Annotated in this window: 16 protein-coding genes and 1 other RNA gene; 2 read left to right on the forward strand and 15 right to left on the reverse strand. The window is 61.5% G+C overall.

Translation table 11 applies throughout. From position 1 onward, the window contains the following. Position 1: 1 nt before the first annotated feature. The 15 genes from ACMDB8_RS22855 to rsmI all read right to left on the reverse strand — a co-directional run bounded on the left by ACMDB8_RS22855 (position 2) and on the right by rsmI (position 15,960). Positions 2-871, reverse strand: coding sequence for a cell division protein FtsQ/DivIB (locus ACMDB8_RS22855; RefSeq protein ID WP_056726216.1), 870 nt, complete (start codon positions 869-871; stop codon positions 2-4). Positions 872-875: 4 nt separating this feature from the next. Continuing rightward, entirely contained in the window at positions 876-1,859 is a 984-nt protein-coding gene (locus tag ACMDB8_RS22860; protein WP_056726217.1) for a D-alanine--D-alanine ligase, read from the reverse strand. Next, positions 1,856-3,316 carry a UDP-N-acetylmuramate--L-alanine ligase gene (gene murC / locus ACMDB8_RS22865; RefSeq protein ID WP_056726218.1) on the reverse strand — a complete coding sequence of 487 codons (1,461 nt, stop codon included), beginning with the start codon at positions 3,314-3,316 and terminating at the stop codon, positions 1,856-1,858. Before murC ends, ACMDB8_RS22860 begins: the two co-directional genes overlap by 4 nt. After that, positions 3,309-4,379: an undecaprenyldiphospho-muramoylpentapeptide beta-N-acetylglucosaminyltransferase gene (gene murG / locus ACMDB8_RS22870; protein ID WP_223540972.1), complete on the reverse strand. Its 1,071-nt coding sequence runs from the start codon at positions 4,377-4,379 to the stop codon at positions 3,309-3,311. The genes murC and murG overlap by 8 nt, the downstream gene beginning before the upstream one ends. Next, positions 4,369-5,586 carry a putative lipid II flippase FtsW gene (gene ftsW, locus ACMDB8_RS22875; RefSeq protein WP_056726220.1) on the reverse strand — a complete coding sequence of 406 codons (1,218 nt, stop codon included), beginning with the start codon at positions 5,584-5,586 and terminating at the stop codon, positions 4,369-4,371. The genes murG and ftsW overlap by 11 nt, the downstream gene beginning before the upstream one ends. Beyond that, on the reverse strand, positions 5,583-6,929 hold the full coding sequence (murD, locus tag ACMDB8_RS22880; protein WP_056726221.1) for a UDP-N-acetylmuramoyl-L-alanine--D-glutamate ligase: 1,347 nt from the start codon (positions 6,927-6,929) through the stop codon (positions 5,583-5,585). The genes ftsW and murD overlap by 4 nt, the downstream gene beginning before the upstream one ends. Before the next feature lie 6 nt (positions 6,930-6,935). Continuing rightward, entirely contained in the window at positions 6,936-8,018 is a 1,083-nt protein-coding gene (gene mraY, locus ACMDB8_RS22885) for a phospho-N-acetylmuramoyl-pentapeptide-transferase (RefSeq protein ID WP_008045924.1), read from the reverse strand. After that, the gene (locus ACMDB8_RS22890; RefSeq protein ID WP_223540971.1) at positions 8,018-9,385 is read right to left on the reverse strand and encodes a UDP-N-acetylmuramoyl-tripeptide--D-alanyl-D-alanine ligase; all 1,368 of its coding nucleotides are present in this window, start codon (positions 9,383-9,385) and stop codon (positions 8,018-8,020) included. Before ACMDB8_RS22890 ends, mraY begins: the two co-directional genes overlap by 1 nt. After that, positions 9,378-10,841, reverse strand: coding sequence for a UDP-N-acetylmuramoyl-L-alanyl-D-glutamate--2,6-diaminopimelate ligase (locus tag ACMDB8_RS22895; protein ID WP_223540970.1), 1,464 nt, complete (start codon positions 10,839-10,841; stop codon positions 9,378-9,380). Before ACMDB8_RS22895 ends, ACMDB8_RS22890 begins: the two co-directional genes overlap by 8 nt. Next, positions 10,841-12,580, reverse strand: a complete 1,740-nt coding sequence (locus ACMDB8_RS22900) for a peptidoglycan D,D-transpeptidase FtsI family protein (RefSeq protein ID WP_173900782.1) — start codon at positions 12,578-12,580, stop codon at positions 10,841-10,843. The genes ACMDB8_RS22895 and ACMDB8_RS22900 overlap by 1 nt, the downstream gene beginning before the upstream one ends. Further along, positions 12,580-12,873: a cell division protein FtsL gene (ftsL, locus tag ACMDB8_RS22905; protein WP_056726225.1), complete on the reverse strand. Its 294-nt coding sequence runs from the start codon at positions 12,871-12,873 to the stop codon at positions 12,580-12,582. The genes ACMDB8_RS22900 and ftsL overlap by 1 nt, the downstream gene beginning before the upstream one ends. After that, complete coding sequence (gene rsmH, locus ACMDB8_RS22910; protein ID WP_056726226.1) at positions 12,870-13,817, reverse strand: 16S rRNA (cytosine(1402)-N(4))-methyltransferase RsmH; 948 nt, start codon at positions 13,815-13,817, stop codon at positions 12,870-12,872. The genes ftsL and rsmH overlap by 4 nt, the downstream gene beginning before the upstream one ends. After that, positions 13,814-14,269: a division/cell wall cluster transcriptional repressor MraZ gene (gene mraZ / locus ACMDB8_RS22915; protein ID WP_007917012.1), complete on the reverse strand. Its 456-nt coding sequence runs from the start codon at positions 14,267-14,269 to the stop codon at positions 13,814-13,816. The genes rsmH and mraZ overlap by 4 nt, the downstream gene beginning before the upstream one ends. 356 nt (positions 14,270-14,625) lie before the next feature. Further along, positions 14,626-14,979: RNase P RNA component class A (gene rnpB / locus ACMDB8_RS22920), an RNA gene on the reverse strand. A gap of 75 nt (positions 14,980-15,054) precedes the next feature. Then, positions 15,055-15,960 carry a 16S rRNA (cytidine(1402)-2'-O)-methyltransferase gene (gene rsmI, locus ACMDB8_RS22925; protein ID WP_177336479.1) on the reverse strand — a complete coding sequence of 302 codons (906 nt, stop codon included), beginning with the start codon at positions 15,958-15,960 and terminating at the stop codon, positions 15,055-15,057. Between the two features lie 176 nt (positions 15,961-16,136). Here rsmI and ACMDB8_RS22930 point away from each other — a divergent pair, with 176 nt between their 5' ends. Continuing rightward, positions 16,137-17,948 carry a penicillin-binding protein activator gene (locus ACMDB8_RS22930; protein WP_223540969.1) on the forward strand — a complete coding sequence of 604 codons (1,812 nt, stop codon included), beginning with the start codon at positions 16,137-16,139 and terminating at the stop codon, positions 17,946-17,948. After that, the gene (locus ACMDB8_RS22935) at positions 17,948-18,310 is read left to right on the forward strand and encodes a YraN family protein (RefSeq protein WP_008045939.1); all 363 of its coding nucleotides are present in this window, start codon (positions 17,948-17,950) and stop codon (positions 18,308-18,310) included. Before ACMDB8_RS22930 ends, ACMDB8_RS22935 begins: the two co-directional genes overlap by 1 nt. Positions 18,311-18,336: the final 26 nt, after the last annotated feature.

Raw genomic sequence — 18,336 nt, forward strand, 5'->3', positions numbered from 1 at the left:
CTTAATTCTTCGCGACAGCGGGTTGGGCTGCCGTGGGCGCTACAGGTTCCCGCCAGCCAACAGCGAGGCCGTTGGCGTAGCGCAGATCGATGCGCGCAATGTTCGTAATCTGTTCTTTAAGCGTCTTGTCATAGATGGCGATGAAACGGCGCATCTTTTCCACCTGGTTGCCGCGTCCCAGCAGCAGTTCGATCCCGGGACCCGCGCTGCCGGGGCCGGTGGTCAGGAACCAGCTGCCGCGATCACGCAGTTCCAGGCGTGCAATCGAGAAGCCCAGCGGCCTGAGCATCTGGCTCAGCACCTGGTATTGCTGCATTACCTGCTGCTGGGCCCGCAGTGGGCCGAACAGCTGTGGCAGGTGTTCATAGTTCGCCAACTCGCGCGGCGTGAAGGCCTGGCCCTGGTTGTTCAACAGCGACTCGTCGCCCCAACGGGCCACCGGCAGTTGTTCTTCCAGGCGGATCACCACTTGATCCGGCCATACCCTGCGCACTTCGGCGTGGGCAATCCATGGCATCGTTTCAAGTTCGGTGCGCATGCTCGCCAGGTCGATGGTGAAGAAGCTCGACGCCACGTAAGGGGCGATCCGTTGCTGCACCGCTTGCTGGCTGATGTAACTCAAGTCGCCCTGCACGTTGACCTTGGTGATCGGTCGGTCGGCATACGGCAACAGCCGTGTCGCGCCTTCGTAAGTACCGAACCCCAGGGCCACCAGCAGTACCGGCCAGAACAACGCTTTGAGAAAACCGAAGTTGGCTTTCGGCAGGCGCGCGGACATCGGCTCTTTGGCCACCATTCGGCTGGCACCCCGCGGTACCGGCTTGCGGCCGGTCGGTACGGTGGGCTGATGTCTGAGCTGAGCGCCTTGCATGGCCTTAACCTCTCATTGACTCTTGGTTACCGGCAGTCTTGCCGACAACGCTCTCGGCCAGAATGGCCAGGACCAGTTGCTGGAAATCCAGACCGGCGGCACGGGCCGCCATCGGCACCAGGCTGTGATCGGTCATGCCCGGTGCGGTGTTGACTTCCAGGAACCAGAACTGCCCGTCGGCGTCCTGCATCACGTCTGCCCTGCCCCAACCGGCGATACCCAGCGCTTCACAGGCTTTCGCCGTGAGGTCCATGAGTTCCTTTTCCTTGGCACTGTCCAGACCGCACGGAATGCGGTACTGGGTATCGTTGGCGATGTATTTGGCGTCGTAGTCGTAGAAGCTGTGCGTCGTGCCCAGGGCAATCGGTGGCAACACCTGGTCACGCAGGGTGGCGATGGTGAACTCCGGACCGTGAATCCATTGCTCGACCAACACTTGCGAATCGTAGGTACTGGCCGCTTTCCATGCGTCGATCAATTCGGACGCGGAACTCACTTTGGCCATCCCGATACTTGAACCTTCATGGGCCGGTTTGACGATCAAAGGGAAGCCCAGTTCCGTCGCCGCCGAAATACAATCGGCCTCGCTGCAAAGGACTGCGTGACGAGGGGTCGGAATGCCCAGGCTGTGCCAAACCTGCTTGGTGCGCAGCTTGTCCATGGCCAGGGCCGACGCCAGGATGCCGCTACCGGTGTACGGAATGCCCAGGCATTCGAGCAGGCCCTGCATGCTGCCGTCTTCACCGCCACGACCGTGGAGGATGATGAAGGCGCGGTCGATCTTTTCGCTCTGCAGACGCTGCAGCAGGTCATCGCCCACGTCGAGGCCGAACGCGTCCACACCGGCGGTTTGCAGAGCGTCCAGAACAGCGTTGCCGGATTTCAGGGACACTTCGCGCTCGGCGCTCTTGCCGCCGAACAGCACAGCGACGCGGCCGAAGTCTTTCGGCGCGATCGTGGAGACCAGGTTGGCGTAGGCAGCACTCATTTCAACTTCCCCTTCTCCGGCGCGGCAACGGCACCGGCGAACAACTCACTTTTCAACAGTTTTGGTGCGAGACCGCCGATATCGCCGGCGCCCTGGCACAGCAGGATGTCGCCGGCACGCAACAGTGGCTTGACCACTGGCGCGAGGTCGACACCACGCTCGATGTAGATCGGGTCAAGCTGGCCACGCTGACGGATGCTGTTGCACAGCTTGCGGCTGTCGGCCCCCGGAATCGGCTCTTCGCCGGCCGGATAGACTTCCATCAGCAGCAGGACGTTGGCGTCGGCCAGTACATTGACGAAATCGTCGTACAAGTCACGGGTGCGGCTGTAACGGTGCGGCTGGTAGACCATCACCAGGCGGCGCTCCGGCCAGCCACCGCGTACGGCCTTGATCACGGCCGCGACTTCCGTCGGGTGGTGACCGTAGTCATCGACCAGCATCACATTGCCGCCCTCCACCGGCAGTTCGCCGTAGACCTGGAAGCGGCGGCCGACACCCTGGAACCCGGACAGGCCCTGGACGATGGCTTCATCGCTGACGCCTTCGTCGGTGGCGATGCAGATGGTCGCCAGTGCGTTCAATACGTTGTGGTTGCCCGGCATGTTGACCGAAACATCCAGCGGCTCGCGGTCAGGGCGCAGCACGGTGAAGAAGGTCTGCATGCCTTGCTGGCGCACGTTGATGGCGCGCACGTCACAGTCTTCGCCGAAACCATAGGTGACCGTCGGGCGTTTGACCTGCGGGAGGATTTCACGCACCACCGGATCGTCCAGGCACACCACCGCCAGACCATAGAACGGCAGGTTGTGGAGGAATTCGACGAAGGTTTTCTTCAGTTTGTTGAAGTCACCGTCGTAGGTCGCCATGTGGTCGGCGTCGATGTTGGTGACCACGGCCACCAGCGGCTGCAGGTGCAGGAAGCTGGCGTCGCTTTCGTCGGCTTCGGCAATCAGGTAGCGGCTGGTGCCGAGCTGGGCATTGGTGCCCGCGGCGTTCAGGCGTCCACCGATCACGAATGTCGGGTCCAGGCCACCGGCGGCGAACACCGAAGCGATCAGGCTGGTGGTGGTGGTTTTACCGTGGGTACCGGCCACGGCGATGCCGTGGCGATAACGCATCAGTTCGGCCAGCATTTCCGCACGCGGCACCACCGGGATACGGCGTTCCAGCGCGGTAGCGACTTCCGGGTTGGAGGTGTTCACGGCGCTCGACACCACCAGCACGTCAGCGGCCGCGGCGTTCTCGGCGCGGTGGCCGATGAAGATCTGCGCACCGAAGGACTCCAGACGCTCGGTCACCGGCGATGCCTTCAGGTCAGAGCCGGACACGGCATAACCCAGGTTCAGCAGCACCTCGGCAATCCCGCACATGCCCACACCGCCGATACCGACGAAGTGGATGCGGCGGATGCGGCGCATTTCCGGTTGCGGCATGGCTTTCTGACTCTCAACCATGGGCCACCTCCAGGCAGCTATCGACCACGTTACGGGTGGCATCGGGTTTGGCCAGGCGGCGTGCCGCGGCGGCCATTTCGTTGAGTCGTTGTGGTTGCATCAGGACCTCTGTCAGGCGAGCGGCAAGATCCGCTGCGCCGGTCGTTCTTTGTGGCATCAGGAAGGCTGCGCCTTCACGGGCCAAATATTCGGCGTTGCGGGTCTGGTGATCGTCGATGGCGTGAGGCAAAGGCACCAGCATCGAGGGCAGACCGGCGGCGGCCAGTTCACTGATGGTCAGCGCGCCTGCGCGACATACCACCAGGTCGGCCCAGCTGTAGGCTTGGGCCATGTCTTTGATGAAGGGCTGCACCTGCGCCTCGACGCCAGCCGCGCGATAGCGCTCTGCAGTCACTTCATCGTGGTTTTTGCCGGCCTGATGGAACACTTCCGGACGCAAGTCGACAGCGACTTGCGACAGGGCTTCAGGCAGCAATTTGTTCAACGGTTCTGCGCCCAGGCTTCCGCCCAGGATCAGCAAACGCGCCTTGCGACCGGCCAGGGCAGGTCGCGATGTTTCGAGGAACAGCTCGGTGCGCACCGGATTACCGGTGGTCCGGCGGCTGTCCGACAGGGTAAAGGTGTCGGGGAACGCTTCACAGACTCGGGCGGCCAACGGCACCAGCAACCGATTGGCGGTACCGGCCACGGCGTTCTGTTCGTGAACGATCACCGGCACACCGGCCAGTTTTGCCGCGACGCCGCCAGGACCGGTCACAAAGCCACCAAAACCCACGACACAGACCGGTTGCAGACGGCGAATGATCGCCCGCGCCTGCCAGACTGATTTGAGCAACATGAACGGTGCCTTGAGCAGGGACAATTTGCCCTTGCCCCGCAGACCGCTGGCATTGATCCGATGCAGTTCGATACCGGCCGCCGGCACCAGATCGTTCTCGATCCCACGCGGGGTGCCGAGCCAGTGCACGGTATAGCCGCGCGCCTGGAATTCGCGGGCACAGGCCAGCGCCGGGAACACGTGGCCACCGGTGCCGCCAGCCATGATCATGACGTTAGCGCCCATGGTTCGGCTCCTCGGCGAAGTCGCTCTCATGGAACTCCATCTCTTCACTGCCCAAGTGGGTTCGACTTTCCCACTCGATGCGCAGCAACAAGCCGAGACAGGCACAGCAGATCACCAACGAACTACCGCCATAACTGAGGAATGGCAGGGTCAGACCCTTGGTCGGCAGCAGACCGACATTCACGCCGATGTTGATCAGGAACTGGCCGATCCACAGGAACGACAGGCCGTATGCCACATAAGCTGCAAAAAACTGCTTGGCCTTTTCAGCCCACAAACCGATGTACATGCCACGAATACACACGAAGACGAACAGTGCCACGGTGCACAACGACCCCACTGCACCCAGCTCTTCGGCCAGGACCGAGAACACGAAGTCAGTGTGGGCTTCGGGCAGGTAGAACTGCTTCTGCACGCTGTTGCCCAGGCCGACGCCCAGCCATTCGCCGCGACCGAAAGCGATCAAGGCCTGGGACAGCTGATAGCCGGCGCCGAACTGGTCGGCCCACGGGTCGGCAAAGTTGGTCAGGCGCGCCATTCGATAGGGCTGCATTTGAATCAACAGCACCACCGCGCCGACGGCCAGGACCACCATCAGGGAAAAACGGAACAGCCCGACCCCGCCGAGGAACAGCATCGCCGCCGCAGCACCCATCATCACGACGGTGGCACCGAAGTCCGGTTCCATCAGCAGCAGGCCCGCCATCGGCAGCAGCACGATGAACGGCTTGAAGAAGCCCATCCAGCTTTCGCGCACTTCTTTCTGGCGACGCACCAGATAACCGGCGAGGTAGATCACCACGAACACCTTGGCGATCTCGGAAGGCTGGACGTTGAAGAAACTGAAGCCGATCCAGCGCATCGAGCCGTTAACCTCACGGCCGATCCCCGGAATGATCACCATCACCAGCAAGCCGAACGCCCCCAGCAGCATCAGCCAGCCCAGGCGTTGCCAGGTGGCAATCGGGATCATCATGGTGACGATGCAGGCACCCAGGCCCAACACCACGTAAATAAGGTGGCGGATCATGTAGTACAGGGCGCTGCCCGACTGTACGGCCGCCACTTCGGTCGATGCCGAGGCGATCATGATCAGCCCCAGGCCGAGCAGCGTCAGGCAACCGGCGAGCATCGGGAAGTCGAGGTCGATACCGCGCCCGGTGATGAGCGGCGATGGATACGGCTTGATGATGCCTTTGAGGCTCATGCCAGATCCTCCACGGCTTGGACGAACTGGTGGCCACGGTCTTCGTAGTTCTTGAACATGTCGAAACTGGCGCAGGCTGGCGACAGCAACACCACATCGCCCGGCTGGGCTGCGGCGCGGCATTGCTCGATAGCTTCGATCAGGGTGCCGGCGCGGATCAGCGGTACGGCATCGCCGATGGCTTCGCCGATCTTGTCGGAGTCACGGCCCATCAGGACCACGGCACGGCAGTTGGCCGCCACCGGATCGCGCAGATCCTTGAACTCGGCACCCTTGCCGTCGCCACCGGCGATCAGCACGACCTTGCCGTCAATGTCCGCGCCCAGGCCTTCGATGGCCGCCAGCGCGGCACCGACGTTGGTGGCCTTGGAATCGTTGTAGTAGCCCACGCCGTCGAGGTCACGGACCCACTGGCAGCGGTGCTCGAGACCGGCGAAGGTGCGCAGGGCCGAGAGCATGGCGTCGAACGGCAGGCCGACCGCATGACCCAGGGCCAGGGCGGCAAGGGCGTTGGACTGGTTGTGGGCGCCGCGAATCTTCAATTCGCGCACCGGCATCAGGTTCTGGAATTCGAAGGCCAGGTATTTCTCGCCCTCTTCTTCACGGATGCCGAAGGCTTTGAAATCGGGTTTGCTCAGGCCGAAGGTCCAGCACGGCTGGCCCTCGCCCATCAACGGACGACTCAAAGCGTCCTGGCGATTGACCACGAACTGCCTGGCACCCCGGAAGATCCGGTGCTTGGCCAGGTGGTAGGCCGGCAGACCGCTGTAACGGTCCATGTGGTCTTCGCTGACGTTGAGCACGGTCGCCACTTCGGCGTTGAGCTGATCGGTGGTTTCCAGCTGGAAACTCGACAGCTCCATCACGTACAACTCGATGTCGTCGCTAAGCAAATCCAACGCCGGGATACCGAGATTGCCACCGACGGCAACACGTTTGCCGGCCGCAGCCGCCATCTCGCCGACCAGCGTGGTGACGGTGCTTTTCGCGTTGGAACCGCTGATGGCCACGATCGGCGCCTTCGCGTTACGCGCGAACAGCTCGATGTCGCCGGACAACTTCACGCCACGGGCGGCGGCAGCCTGCAGGGCCGGGGTCGCCAGCGCCAGGCCGGGGCTCACGTAGAGCTCGTCGGCACGGCACAGGAATTCGACGTCCAGCTCGCCACAACGCACTTCCACGTGGGGATAGTCACGCTTGAGCGTGGCCAGTTCCGGTGGATTTTCCCGCGTATCGGCCACGGCAAACGCCACGCCCTGGTTCGCCAGGAAGCGAACCAGGGACATGCCGCTCTTGCCGAGGCCGACAACGATGCGGAAGTGGTCAGAAGCGATCAGAGACACGTGTTTCTACCTCAGCTTCAGGGTGGCAAGGCCGACCAGCACGAGAATCACGGTGATGATCCAGAAACGGACGATCACGCGCGGCTCGGGCCAACCCTTGAGTTCAAAGTGGTGGTGAATGGGCGCCATGCGGAATACGCGGCGACCGGTCAGTTTAAAAGAGGCGACCTGAATGACGACTGACAGCGTTTCCATCACGAACACACCGCCCATGATGAAGAGGACGATTTCCTGACGGACGATCACCGCGATGGTGCCCAGGGCCGCGCCCAGCGCCAGTGCGCCGACGTCACCCATGAAGACTTGTGCCGGATAGGTGTTGAACCAGAGGAAGCCCAGGCCCGCTCCGATCAGTGCGCCACAGAACACGATCAACTCACCGGCGCCCGGTACGTAAGGAATCAGCAGGTATTCGGCGAATTTCACGTTACCCGACAGGTAGCAGAAAATGCCCAGGCCACCACCGACCATCACGGTCGGCATGATCGCCAGGCCGTCGAGGCCGTCGGTCAGGTTGACCGCGTTGCTCGAACCGACGATCACAAAGTAGGTCAGCACGATGAAACCGGCGCCCAGCGGAATGCTGTAGTCCTTGAGCATCGGCAGGATCAGGGTGGTTTCCACTGGCGTGGCGGCAGTCATATAAAGGAAGACCGCTGCCCCCAGACCGAACACCGATTGCCAGAAATATTTCCAGCGGCTCGGCAAGCCACGGGAGTTCTTCTCGATGACCTTGCGGTAGTCGTCGACCCAGCCGATGGCGCCGAACAGCAGGGTCACCAGCAACACGACCCAGACATAGCGGTTGCTCAGGTCAGCCCACAGCAGGGTGCTGACACCGATGGACGACAGAATCAGCGCACCGCCCATGGTCGGTGTACCCGACTTGGACAGGTGCGACTGCGGGCCGTCGTTGCGAACGGATTGACCGATCTGACGGTTCTGCAACGTGCGGATCATCCATGGGCCATAGCACAGCGACAAGACCAGCGCGGTCAGTACACCGAGAATCCCGCGCAGGGTCAGGTACTGGAAGACCGCGAAGCCTTTGTAGAACTGTTGCAGATACTCCGCTAGCAGCAGCAGCATTAATGTTTCTCCAGACTGGACCCGCACAAGGCGGCAACGACGTTTTCCATCGCAGCGCTGCGCGACCCCTTGATCAAAATGGTGGTGTTTGTATCTTGCTCGGCGCCCAGGGCCTTGATCAGTTCAGCCTGCGTGCTGAAGTGAAAAGCCTGTGGACCGAATGCGTTCACGGCGTGAGCCATCATTGGCCCAACGGCGTACAGCGCAGAAACCTTGCCACGGGCGTACTCGCCCACGTCGCGGTGCCCCTGCTCCGCCCATTCGCCCAACTCGCCGATATCCCCGAGCACCAGGACGGTGCGACCGGAAAAGCCGGCCAGTATATCAACGGCAGCGCACATGGAGGTGGGGTTGGCGTTATAAGTGTCATCGATCACGCGCATGCCATTGCTGGCCAGTTGCGCGACGGTGCGGCCCTTGACCGGTTGCACCGCACCAAGGCCGGTGGCGATACCGAACAGCGACACGCCCAAGGCATGAGCAGCAGCGGCGGCAGCCATGGCATTGGCGACGTTATGGGTGCCAAGCAGGTTCAGTTGCACGCGCTCCACACCTTCAGGGCTGTGCAGGTTGAATGCCGGGCAGCCACGAGCATCGGTGGCCAGGTCACTGGCATGGAAATCGGCGCTGGAGTTGCTCAACGCAAACGTCAGCACTTTGCGGTCGCCGGCGCGGGCCTTCCAGATCCCGAATGCCTTGTCGTCGAGATTGAGAACGGCGACGCCATCGGCATCCAGCCCTTCGATAATCTCGCCCTTGGCTTCGACGATTTTTTCCGGACCGCCGAACTCGCCGACGTGGGCGGTCCCGGCATTGTTGAGAATGGCCACGTGCGGCCTGGTCAGGCCGACGGTGTAGGCAATTTCGCCCAGGCGCGAAGCACCCAACTCGATCACGGCAGCGGTGTGCTCCGGCGCCAGTTCGAGCAAGGTAAGCGGTACGCCGAGGTCGTTGTTCAGGTTGCCACGCGTGGCCAGCACCGCGCCGCGCGTGCGCAGGATGCTCGCAAGCATCTCCTTGACCGTGGTCTTGCCGCTGGAACCGGTGACGGCCGCGACCGGATGGGTGTAGGCGGCGCGATTCAGCGCACCCAATTGACCCAACGCCTGGCGGGTGTCGCTGACCAGCAACTGCGGCAGCGTGCTGTCGGCCACTTCACGTTCGACCAGCGCAGCCACGGCGCCCTTGGCGGCGACATCATTGAGATAGTCATGACCGTCAAAACGCGGACCGGTCAGGGCAATAAACAGTTGACCCGGCTTGATCGCGCGGCTGTCGATGCTGACGCCGTCGAAGCTGGCATCGGCGGACACCAGGCGAGCATTCAGCGCAACGGTCAGTTCACTCAGCTTCAAGGCCTTAAGCATGGGCCACCTCCCACGCGGTCAAGGCGTGATCGGCCTCGACCAGATCGGAAAAGGCATGACGCTCGCCGTTGATTTCCTGATAGTCCTCGTGACCTTTACCGGCCAGGACAATCACGTCATCCGCCGAGGCACTGGCGATCAGCCGGGCAATCGCCTGACCACGACCGGCAACGAACTCCACTTTATCCGCAGCCGTGAAACCGGCGCGGATGTCATCGAAAATCACCGATGGATCTTCAGTGCGCGGATTGTCATCGGTCACCAGCACGCCATCGGCCAGGCGCTCAACCACTTCGGCCATCAACGGACGCTTGCCGCGATCGCGGTCGCCGCCACAGCCGAACAGGCACAGCAACCGGCCCTTGGCGTGTGGACGCAGGGCCAGCAATACTTTTTCCAGGGCATCCGGAGTGTGGGCGTAATCGACCACCACCAGCGGCTGCGAGCCACCGCCCAGACGCTGCATGCGACCGGCAGGGCCTTCAAGCTTCGGCAGGACCGTGAGGATTTCGTCCAGGGCGTAATCCAGACCGAGCAACGCGCCGACCGCGGCCAGGACATTGCTCAGGTTGAAGCGACCGAGCAAGGTGCTGCGCAAGTGGTGCTCGCCCTGTGGCGTGACCAGCGTGGCGCGCACGCCTTCGTCGTCGAATTGCGCCTGACGGCAATACAGGTAGGCACTGGAATCTTCCAGGCTGTAGGTGATCACCCGCGACTCGCGCTTGTCGGCGGCCAGTTGCCGGCCGAACTCGTCGTCGAGGTTGACCACGCGGCATTTCAAGTCATTCCAGTCAAATAGCCGGGCCTTGGCTTCGCCATAAGCCTGCATGGTGCCGTGATAATCCAGGTGATCGCGAGACAAGTTGGTCATCACAGCCACATCGAACGCCAGTGCAGTCACACGGCCCTGGTCCAGGCCATGGGAAGAAACCTCCATCGCCACGGCTTTGGCGCCGGCCTTTTTCAGGTCCGCCAGGGTCGCTTGCACAGCAATCGGGTTTGGCGTGGTGTGCAGGCCGCTTTCCAGCGCGCCGAAGAAACCCGAACCGAGCGTGCCGACCAGACCGCAGTGCTGACCGAGCAGATCCAGCGCCTGGGCAACCAATTGCGTCACGCTGGTCTTGCCGTTGGTGCCGGTCACGCCCACCAGGTTCAGGTGATGGCTCGGCTCGCCATAAAAGCGCCCGGCGATGTCCGACAGCTGAGCCGCCAGACCTTTGACCGGAATCAGTGGCACTTCAGTGATCGGCAGGACCGTGGTGCCTTCTACTTCATAGGCCACCGCGGCTGCACCGCGCTGCAAGGCGTCGGCAATATGCGCGCGCCCATCGAACTTCCCGCCTGGCACGGCGAGGAACAGATCGCCCGCGCGCACATTGCGGCTGTCCAGGGCGAGTTCGCGAATCAGCAAATCGTGGCCGGCATGAGGGAAAATCTTGTTCAGGCTCAGAGACATCAGCCGCGCCCTCCATTGGCTTTCAGCGGAACGACCGGTGTTGCGTTCGCTTGTTGAGTTGGTGGCAGGTTGTCCGGCGTGATGTTCATCAGGCGCAGGGTGCCCGACATCACGCGACTGAACACCGGCGCGGAAACCAGGCCACCGAAGTAACCGGCCTTGGTCGGCTCGTCGATTACGACCACTATGGCGTAACGCGGATCGCTCATCGGGCCGAAGCCGGCGAACAGCGAACGGTAGGAGTTCTCGGCGTAACCCTTGGTGCCGACCGAGGTTTTGCGCGCAGTACCCGACTTGCCGCCCACGTGATACGCCGGTACCTGCGCACGGAACACACCGCGCGGGGCTTCGATCACTTGTTGCAGCATGCCTTGCATGGTTTTCGCGACCGCCTCCGGCAACACCTGGGTGGTTTGCGGCGCCTTGTCGGTCTTGATCAGGGTCAGCGGTGCGAGGCGACCATTGTTGGCCAGGGCCGAGAAGGCATGGACCAGCTGGATCGCTGTCACGGAAACACCGTAGCCATAGGACAGCGTCGCGGTCTCGGCCTTACGCCACTCGCGGTAGTTCGGCAGGTTGCCGACACGCTCGCCCGGGAAGCCCAGGCCGGTGTCCTGGCCGAGCCCGACTTTCTGCGCCAGACGGAAAATGGTTTCGCCGCCGATATCGAACGCGACCTTGCTCATGCCGACGTTACTGGAATTGATCAGAATGCCGGTCAGGTCGAGCACCGGGCCTTCGGTCTTGGATACGTCCTTGATGGTGTACTTGCCAATCTGCAGGGAGCCCGGATACACCTCGACGGTGTCGCTCGGCTTCCAGCGGCCGGTTTCGATGGCAGCGCTCATCGAGATCGCTTTCATGGTCGAGCCTGGCTCGAACACGTCGATCATGGCGCGGTTACGCATCATCGCCGGCTGCAGGTTGCGGCGATTGTTCGGGTTGTAGGTCGGCTGGTTGACCATCGCGAGAATCTCGCCGGTCTTCACGTCCATGATCACCAGGCTGCCGGCCTTGGCGCCGTTCTCGATGATCGCGTTACGCAACTCGCGGTTGGCCAGGTATTGCAGGCGCAGGTCAATGGACAACGCCAAGGGCTTTCCGGCCTTGGCGTTTTTGGTGACCTGGACATCCTTGATCAACCGGCCGCGCCGGTCCTTGATGACTTGTCGTTTACCCGGCACCCCGGCCAGCCATTCGTCATAGGCCAGTTCGATACCTTCCTTTCCATGGTCATCGATGTCGGTAAAGCCGACCATATGCGCGGTCACTTCACCGGCCGGATAGAAACGGCGGAACTCTTCGATGCCATAGACGCCTGGCACTTTCAGATCGAGCACGGCCTGGCCCTGCTCAGGCGTCAGCCCGCGCACCAGGTAAATGAATTCTTTATTGGCTTGCGCTTCAAGGCGCTCGGCCAAGGCTTTAGGGTCTTGCCCCAGCGCAGCGGCCAATGCTGGCCACTTCTCTTTGGCCGTTTGCATCTCCTTGGCATTGGCCCAAAGGGTGGTGACAGGAGTACTCACGGCCAATGGCTCGCCGTTACGGTCGGTGATCAGACCACGGTGAGCCGGAATCGGAATATGACGAACACTGCGGGCATCGCCCTGACCTTTAAGGAAGGCACGGTCGACCACTTGCAAATCGATGATGCGCCAGGCAATCGCGGCCACCATTATCCCTAGCAAACCCAGCACCACGCGGAACCGCCAAGGAAAGAGTGCACCTTCGAGTTTCATCATGGCGCCACCATCTTCACGTCAGCGGCACCGGGGATGTGCATTTTCAATTGTTCGGTGGCCAGCACTTCGATACGGCTGTGGGCGGTCCAGGTGCTCTGCTCCAGAATCAACCGGCCCCACTCCGCCTGCGCCTTGTCGCGCACGCTCAGTTCGTTGTACAGCGAATTCAATAGCTGACGGTTCCAGTGCGCGCTGTAGGACACGCCGATGGCCGACACGAGCACGCCGACAAACAGCAGCAGCATGAAGAAGCTTCCGCCGGGCAATGGCTTGGCGAAAAGCCTGCTCACCGCAGCTTCTCCGCCACACGCATGACAGCGCTACGGGAACGTGGGTTGGCTTTGAGTTCGGCGTCGGAGGCCGTCTGCGCTTTGCCATGGACTTTGATTTTCGGTTCGAAGGCGACATGCCGAACCGGCAGGTTGCGCGGCAGGTTGTCGGCTTCGCCTTTGACCAGCTTGCGCATGAACAGTTTGACGATACGGTCTTCAAGGGAGTGGAAGCTGATCACCACCAGGCGACCACCCACTTCCAGGCATTCCAGAGCGGCTTCGAGGCCGGTTTCCAGATCACCCAGTTCGTTGTTGACGTGAATACGCAATCCCTGGAACGCGCGGGTTGCAGGGTTCTTGCCCTTTTCCCACGCCGGGTTGGCGACCTTCAGGACTTCTGCCAGGTCACCGGTACGCTCGAATGGCCTGATGTCGCGGCGCTCGGCCACGGCACGGGCCATGCGACCGGAGAAACGCTCTTCGCCGTATTCCTTGAACACCCGGGCGATTTCCTCCACGGGCGCGGTGTTGACGAATTCGGCGGCGCTGATGCCACGGGACGGATCCATGCGCATGTCCAGCGGGCCGTCATTGAGGAAGCTGAAGCCGCGTTCAGGATCATCGAGCTGTGGCGAAGACACCCCCAGATCCAGCAGCACGCCGCTGACCTTGCCGGCCAGACCGCGTTCGGCGACTTCCGAACCGAGCTCGGCAAAGCTGCGCTGCACAACGACAAAGCGGCCGTCTTCGGCCGCTAGCGCTTGCCCGGTGGCAATCGCTTGTGGATCCTTATCGAATCCGAGCAACCGACCATCGGGTCCGAGCTGGCTGAGGATCAACCGGCTGTGTCCGCCGCGTCCGAACGTACCGTCCAGATAGCAGCCATCAGGACGTACGGCGAGAGCCTCGACGGCTTCGTCAAGCAGTACGGTGATGTGGTTAAAGCCGCTATCAATAGTCACAGGATCAAATCACGCAGTTCATCAGGCATCGCGCCCGGTTGTTGAATGGCAGCCAGGTCAGCGGCAGAAACCGCGTTCCAGGCATCCTCGTCCCACAATTGGAACTTGTTCAGTTGGCCTACCAACATCGCGCGCTTATCCAACTTGGCATATTCACGAAGACGCGGTGGAACCAGAAAACGACCACTGCCATCGAGCTCGAGGTCGACGGCATTACCAATCAGTAAACGTTGCAGGCGACGGTTCTCTTCGCGAAGCGAAGGCAATGCGCGCAGTTTGGTTTCAATAATTTCCCACTCATCGAGGGGGTAAACACACAAACAAGGATCAACGGCATCAATTGTCACGATCAATTGACCGGAGCTACGCGAATCGAGCTCGTCACGGTACCGGCTCGGCATAGCGAGACGGCCCTTTGCATCGAGACTGATAGCGTTGGCTCCGCGAAACACGTCAGCGTTTCTCCAAATTCTAGCGTTTTGAGTTCAAAAAACCCACTTCATGCCACTTTCCGCCACTTGCGCACACTATAGGAATGCGCCCACCACACCGTCAAGGCGCGGAGTAAAGGAAAACCCTTACAGAACTGAGATTTAGGAGCATTAACGGAGAGGTAACGAGAATCCGGCAGATGAAACTGACCAATAACTTGAATCAGCACAGAAGGCTGCGTTCGAAAGTTAAAGTAATTTATTAAGAGTAAGATTTTTTTGGTATTACAAAAGAGGTTCTGCGGATGATTGTGTAAGGAGGGAAATTGCTATCACTTGCCCCCCTGCCTGATGATTCAAGCAGAGGAAAGAAAAAGGTGGAGAGTCGATCTGTAAGCCGGGTTCTGTCTTGAACAGTCATTCGTCTACGATGGCCATCACTGGACATCTTTAGCAACCTACCCGGTCCCAGCGCGGGCCACGCCTTGGGACCCTATTTGGTCTTGCTCCAAGTGGGGTTTACCTAGCCACGAACTGTTGCCAGACGTGCGGTGCGCTCTTACCGCACCTTTTCACCCTTACCGGCGCCGAAGCGCTTAGGCGGTTATTTTCTGTGGCACTTTCCGTAGGCTCACGCCTCCCAGGCATTACCTGGCACTTCGCCCTATGGAGCCCGGACTTTCCTCCCCCCCCTAATTTTCATAGAGGGCAGCGACTGTCCGATCGACTCTCCGCCGCGAAGGTTACCGGCAGAGCGCCTGAAGAACAAGCACCAAGCGCCATAGAGCACGCCTGTGCGTCGGGTTTTACTCGCCCTTCTGCTGATCCAGCGCGATCTGGTACAGCACATTCTTTCGCTCGCCGGTGATTTGCGCCGCCAAAGCCGCCGCACGCTTGAGCGGCATTTCTTCGAGCAACAGGTTGAGGATGCGCATCGCCTCGCTGCTGACGGTGCCTTCCTCCTCGGGCGCGGACCAGCCCGCCACCAGCACCACGCACTCGCCACGCTGCTGATTGCTGTCCGACTCGACAAACTCGCGCAGCTCAGCCAACGGCAGCCCCTTGAGAGTCTCAAACGTCTTGGTCAGCTCACGGGCAAGCAGCGCCGGGCGCTCGGGACCGAACACCAACTCCATGTCCTGAAGGCATTCCAGGATGCGATGCGGGGCCTCATAGAAGATCAATGTACGAGGCTCTTCCTTTACCTGCTCGAGACGCGCACGCCGCCCCACCGCCTTGGCCGGCAGAAAACCTTCGAAAATGAATCGGTCGGAAGGCAGCCCGGCCGCCGACAACGCCGCAATCAATGCGCAAGCACCCGGAACCGGCACCACACTGATGCCCGCCGCCCTGGCCTGCCGCACCAGGTGATAACCCGGATCGGAAATCAGCGGCGTCCCGGCATCCGAGATCAACGCCACGCTGTCACCGGCAAGCAGGCGCGTGATAAAGCGGCTACCTTCATCACGCTCGTTGTGCTCATGGCAGGCCGCCAATGGCGTCGAGATGCCGAAATGTTGCATCAAGCGCTGGGAGTGACGAGTGTCTTCCGCGGCAATCAAGGCCACTTCGCGCAGAATCTTCAGCGCCCGCGCACTGATGTCATCCAGGTTGCCGATGGGCGTCGCCACCACATAAAGCGAGCCAGCAGCGGAATTCAAAGCACCTGGAGCAGTCAAAGCGCACACCTCATGATCGGTAAAAGTCGCCATTGTAGCGCGTAGCGAGACTCTCGAACCCGTAAGCAAACAAGGTATCGGTGACCGTTTGTGCGCTGGCGCAACATTTACACCAGCTAAATTGATCGATTCACGCCAGTAACATCGCGCCCCGGCCAGTGCTTGGGTACAATTCCACGCTAATTTGATCGAGTATCAGGAACGCTTACATGATCGCTTGCCTGCGGCTGTTATCTGCCCTCTGCCTCGCTGCCTTGCTGGCGGCTTGCGCCAGCTCGCCCTCGTCCAGCCTTGGCGAACTACCACGGACACCGGATGCCAGTATCGAGCAACTGCTTGAGAAGGCCTCCCAAAGCAAATCACCGGAAGATGCTGCCTTGCTGCGCTTGAGCGCTGCCGACCTGGCCTATCGCCAGGGCAATGCCGGCCAGTCCGCGCAAATCCTGCAACAGGTTCCTGTCGAACAGCTCAAGCCGGCCCCACAGGTTTTCGCCAACACCCTGGCGGCTGAACTGGCCATGACCCGCAATCAGCCCAAGGCCGCGCTGGCCGCCTTGAGCCATCCGAGCCTGCAGTACTTGAGCGAACTGCCCGACGAACAACAGGTCCGCACCGGCACCGTTCACGCCCGCGCCCTTGAAGCCGATGGCCAGACCCTCGCCGCCGCTCGCCAGCGCATTTTCATCGCCCCGATGCTCGAAGGTGAAGCCGCAAGCAAAAACCATGAAGCCATCTGGACCCTGATCGCTTCGCTACCGACCGATCAGTTGCAGCCAAACACCACCGACGATCTCGGCGGCTGGATGGCCTTGGCACTGGCCGTGAAATCCGCCGGCACCCTGGAGCAGCAACAGGCCGCCATCGACAACTGGCGCGCGCAGAATCCGAAGCACCCGGCAGCCAAACAATTGCCGCAGCCACTGACCCAACTCAAGGAGCTGGCCAGCCAGCCCCTGAACAAGATTGCCCTGCTGCTGCCTCAGGACGGCCAACTGGCCTCGGTTGGCAAAGCGCTGCGCGACGGTTTCATGGCCGCTCACTACCAGGCCCAGCAGGCCGGGCAGAAACCACCCGCCATCGAGTTCTATGACAGCTCGCGCCTGACGTCCATGGACGAGTTCTACCGCAAGGCCCAGGCCGATGGCGTGCAACTGGTCGTCGGCCCGCTGGAGAAGCCGCTGGTCAAACAGCTGAGCACTCGTCCGCAGTTACCGATCACCACCCTGGCGCTCAATTACAGCGAGGGCGATCAAGGCCCGGCGCAGTTGTTCCAGTTCGGTCTTGCCGCTGAAGACGAAGCCCGCGAAGTGTCGCGCCGCGCTCGCGCCGACGGCCTGCATCGCGCAGCCATCATGGTGCCAAAAGGTGAATGGGGCGACCGTGTGCTCAAGGCGTTCAGCCAGGATTGGCAAGCCAATGGCGGCACCATCGTCGCCATCGAACGCGTCGACCAGCCGGTCCAGTTGGCCCAGCAGATTGCCGACATGTTCCAGCTGCGTCAGAGCGAAGGTCGCGCCAAGAGCCTGCAAAGCACCGTTGGCTCGCAAGTGGCCGCCCAGCCATCGCGCCGCCAGGACATCGAGTTCATTTTCCTCGCCGCAACGCCGCAACAGGCCCAGCAGATCAAACCGACCCTGAACTTCCAGTACGCAGGTGATGTTCCGGTCTACGCCACCTCCCACGTGTTCAGCGCCAGCGGTGACGTCAACCAGTACAACGACATGAATGGCATTCGCTTCTGCGAGACGCCATGGTTGCTGGACGCCAACGATCCACTGCGCCGCCAGGTCACTGCCCAGTGGCCACAAGCCGCCGGCAGCCTGGGGCGCCTGTATGCCATGGGTGTGGACGCCTATCGCCTGGCACCACGCCTGGGCCAGCTCAAGTCACTGCCGGACAGCCGCATCGACGGTGAGTCGGGCAGCCTTGGCATGTCTCAGAGCCAGCGGGTCGTGCGCCAGTTGCCATGGGCCGAGTTCGTCAATGGCCAGGTTCAGCGCCTGCCGGACACCGCTCGCTGATGCCCGACAGGTCACGCCAGCAAAGCGGCAAGGATGCCGAGCGCCATGCGCTCGAGCATCTTCAACAACAGGGTCTGCGCCTGCTGGCGCAGAACTGGTTGTGTAAACGCGGCGAGCTTGATCTGGTCATGCTAGATGGCGATACAGTAGTATTCGTTGAAGTCCGCTACAGAAAAAACACTCAATGGGGTGGCGCGCTCGATAGCATCGATGAGCGCAAACGGCAAAAACTGATTTTCGCCGCGCAATATTTTCTTCAGCGCGAGCCGCGCTGGGCCAATTCCCCTTGCCGCTTCGACGTGATTGCCATCGACAGCAACCTCGATCAGTTGAATTGGCTACAGAATGCCTTCGACGGCTGATCGCCGGCATTGCGAACCGGACACTA

It is taken from the genome of Pseudomonas monachiensis (assembly GCF_047345015.1).
GTDB lineage: Bacteria > Pseudomonadota > Gammaproteobacteria > Pseudomonadales > Pseudomonadaceae > Aquipseudomonas > Aquipseudomonas monachiensis.

What these genes read in the sequence shown, in the direction of transcription:
- ACMDB8_RS22855 (WP_056726216.1), bottom strand. Translation starts at nt 871, where the DNA reads ATGCAAGGCGCTCAGCTCAGACATCAGCCCACCGTACCGACCGGCCGC.
- ACMDB8_RS22860 (WP_056726217.1), bottom strand. Translation starts at nt 1,859, where the DNA reads ATGAGTGCTGCCTACGCCAACCTGGTCTCCACGATCGCGCCGAAAGAC.
- murC (WP_056726218.1), bottom strand. Translation starts at nt 3,316, where the DNA reads ATGGTTGAGAGTCAGAAAGCCATGCCGCAACCGGAAATGCGCCGCATC.
- murG (WP_223540972.1), bottom strand. Translation starts at nt 4,379, where the DNA reads ATGGGCGCTAACGTCATGATCATGGCTGGCGGCACCGGTGGCCACGTG.
- ftsW (WP_056726220.1), bottom strand. Translation starts at nt 5,586, where the DNA reads ATGAGCCTCAAAGGCATCATCAAGCCGTATCCATCGCCGCTCATCACC.
- mraY (WP_008045924.1), bottom strand. Translation starts at nt 8,018, where the DNA reads ATGCTGCTGCTGCTAGCGGAGTATCTGCAACAGTTCTACAAAGGCTTC.
- ACMDB8_RS22890 (WP_223540971.1), bottom strand. Translation starts at nt 9,385, where the DNA reads ATGCTTAAGGCCTTGAAGCTGAGTGAACTGACCGTTGCGCTGAATGCT.
- ACMDB8_RS22895 (WP_223540970.1), bottom strand. Translation starts at nt 10,841, where the DNA reads ATGTCTCTGAGCCTGAACAAGATTTTCCCTCATGCCGGCCACGATTTG.
- ACMDB8_RS22900 (WP_173900782.1), bottom strand. Translation starts at nt 12,580, where the DNA reads ATGAAACTCGAAGGTGCACTCTTTCCTTGGCGGTTCCGCGTGGTGCTG.
- rsmI (WP_177336479.1), bottom strand. Translation starts at nt 15,960, where the DNA reads ATGGCGACTTTTACCGATCATGAGGTGTGCGCTTTGACTGCTCCAGGT.
- ACMDB8_RS22930 (WP_223540969.1), top strand. Translation starts at nt 16,137, where the DNA reads ATGATCGCTTGCCTGCGGCTGTTATCTGCCCTCTGCCTCGCTGCCTTG.
- ACMDB8_RS22935 (WP_008045939.1), top strand. Translation starts at nt 17,948, where the DNA reads ATGCCCGACAGGTCACGCCAGCAAAGCGGCAAGGATGCCGAGCGCCAT.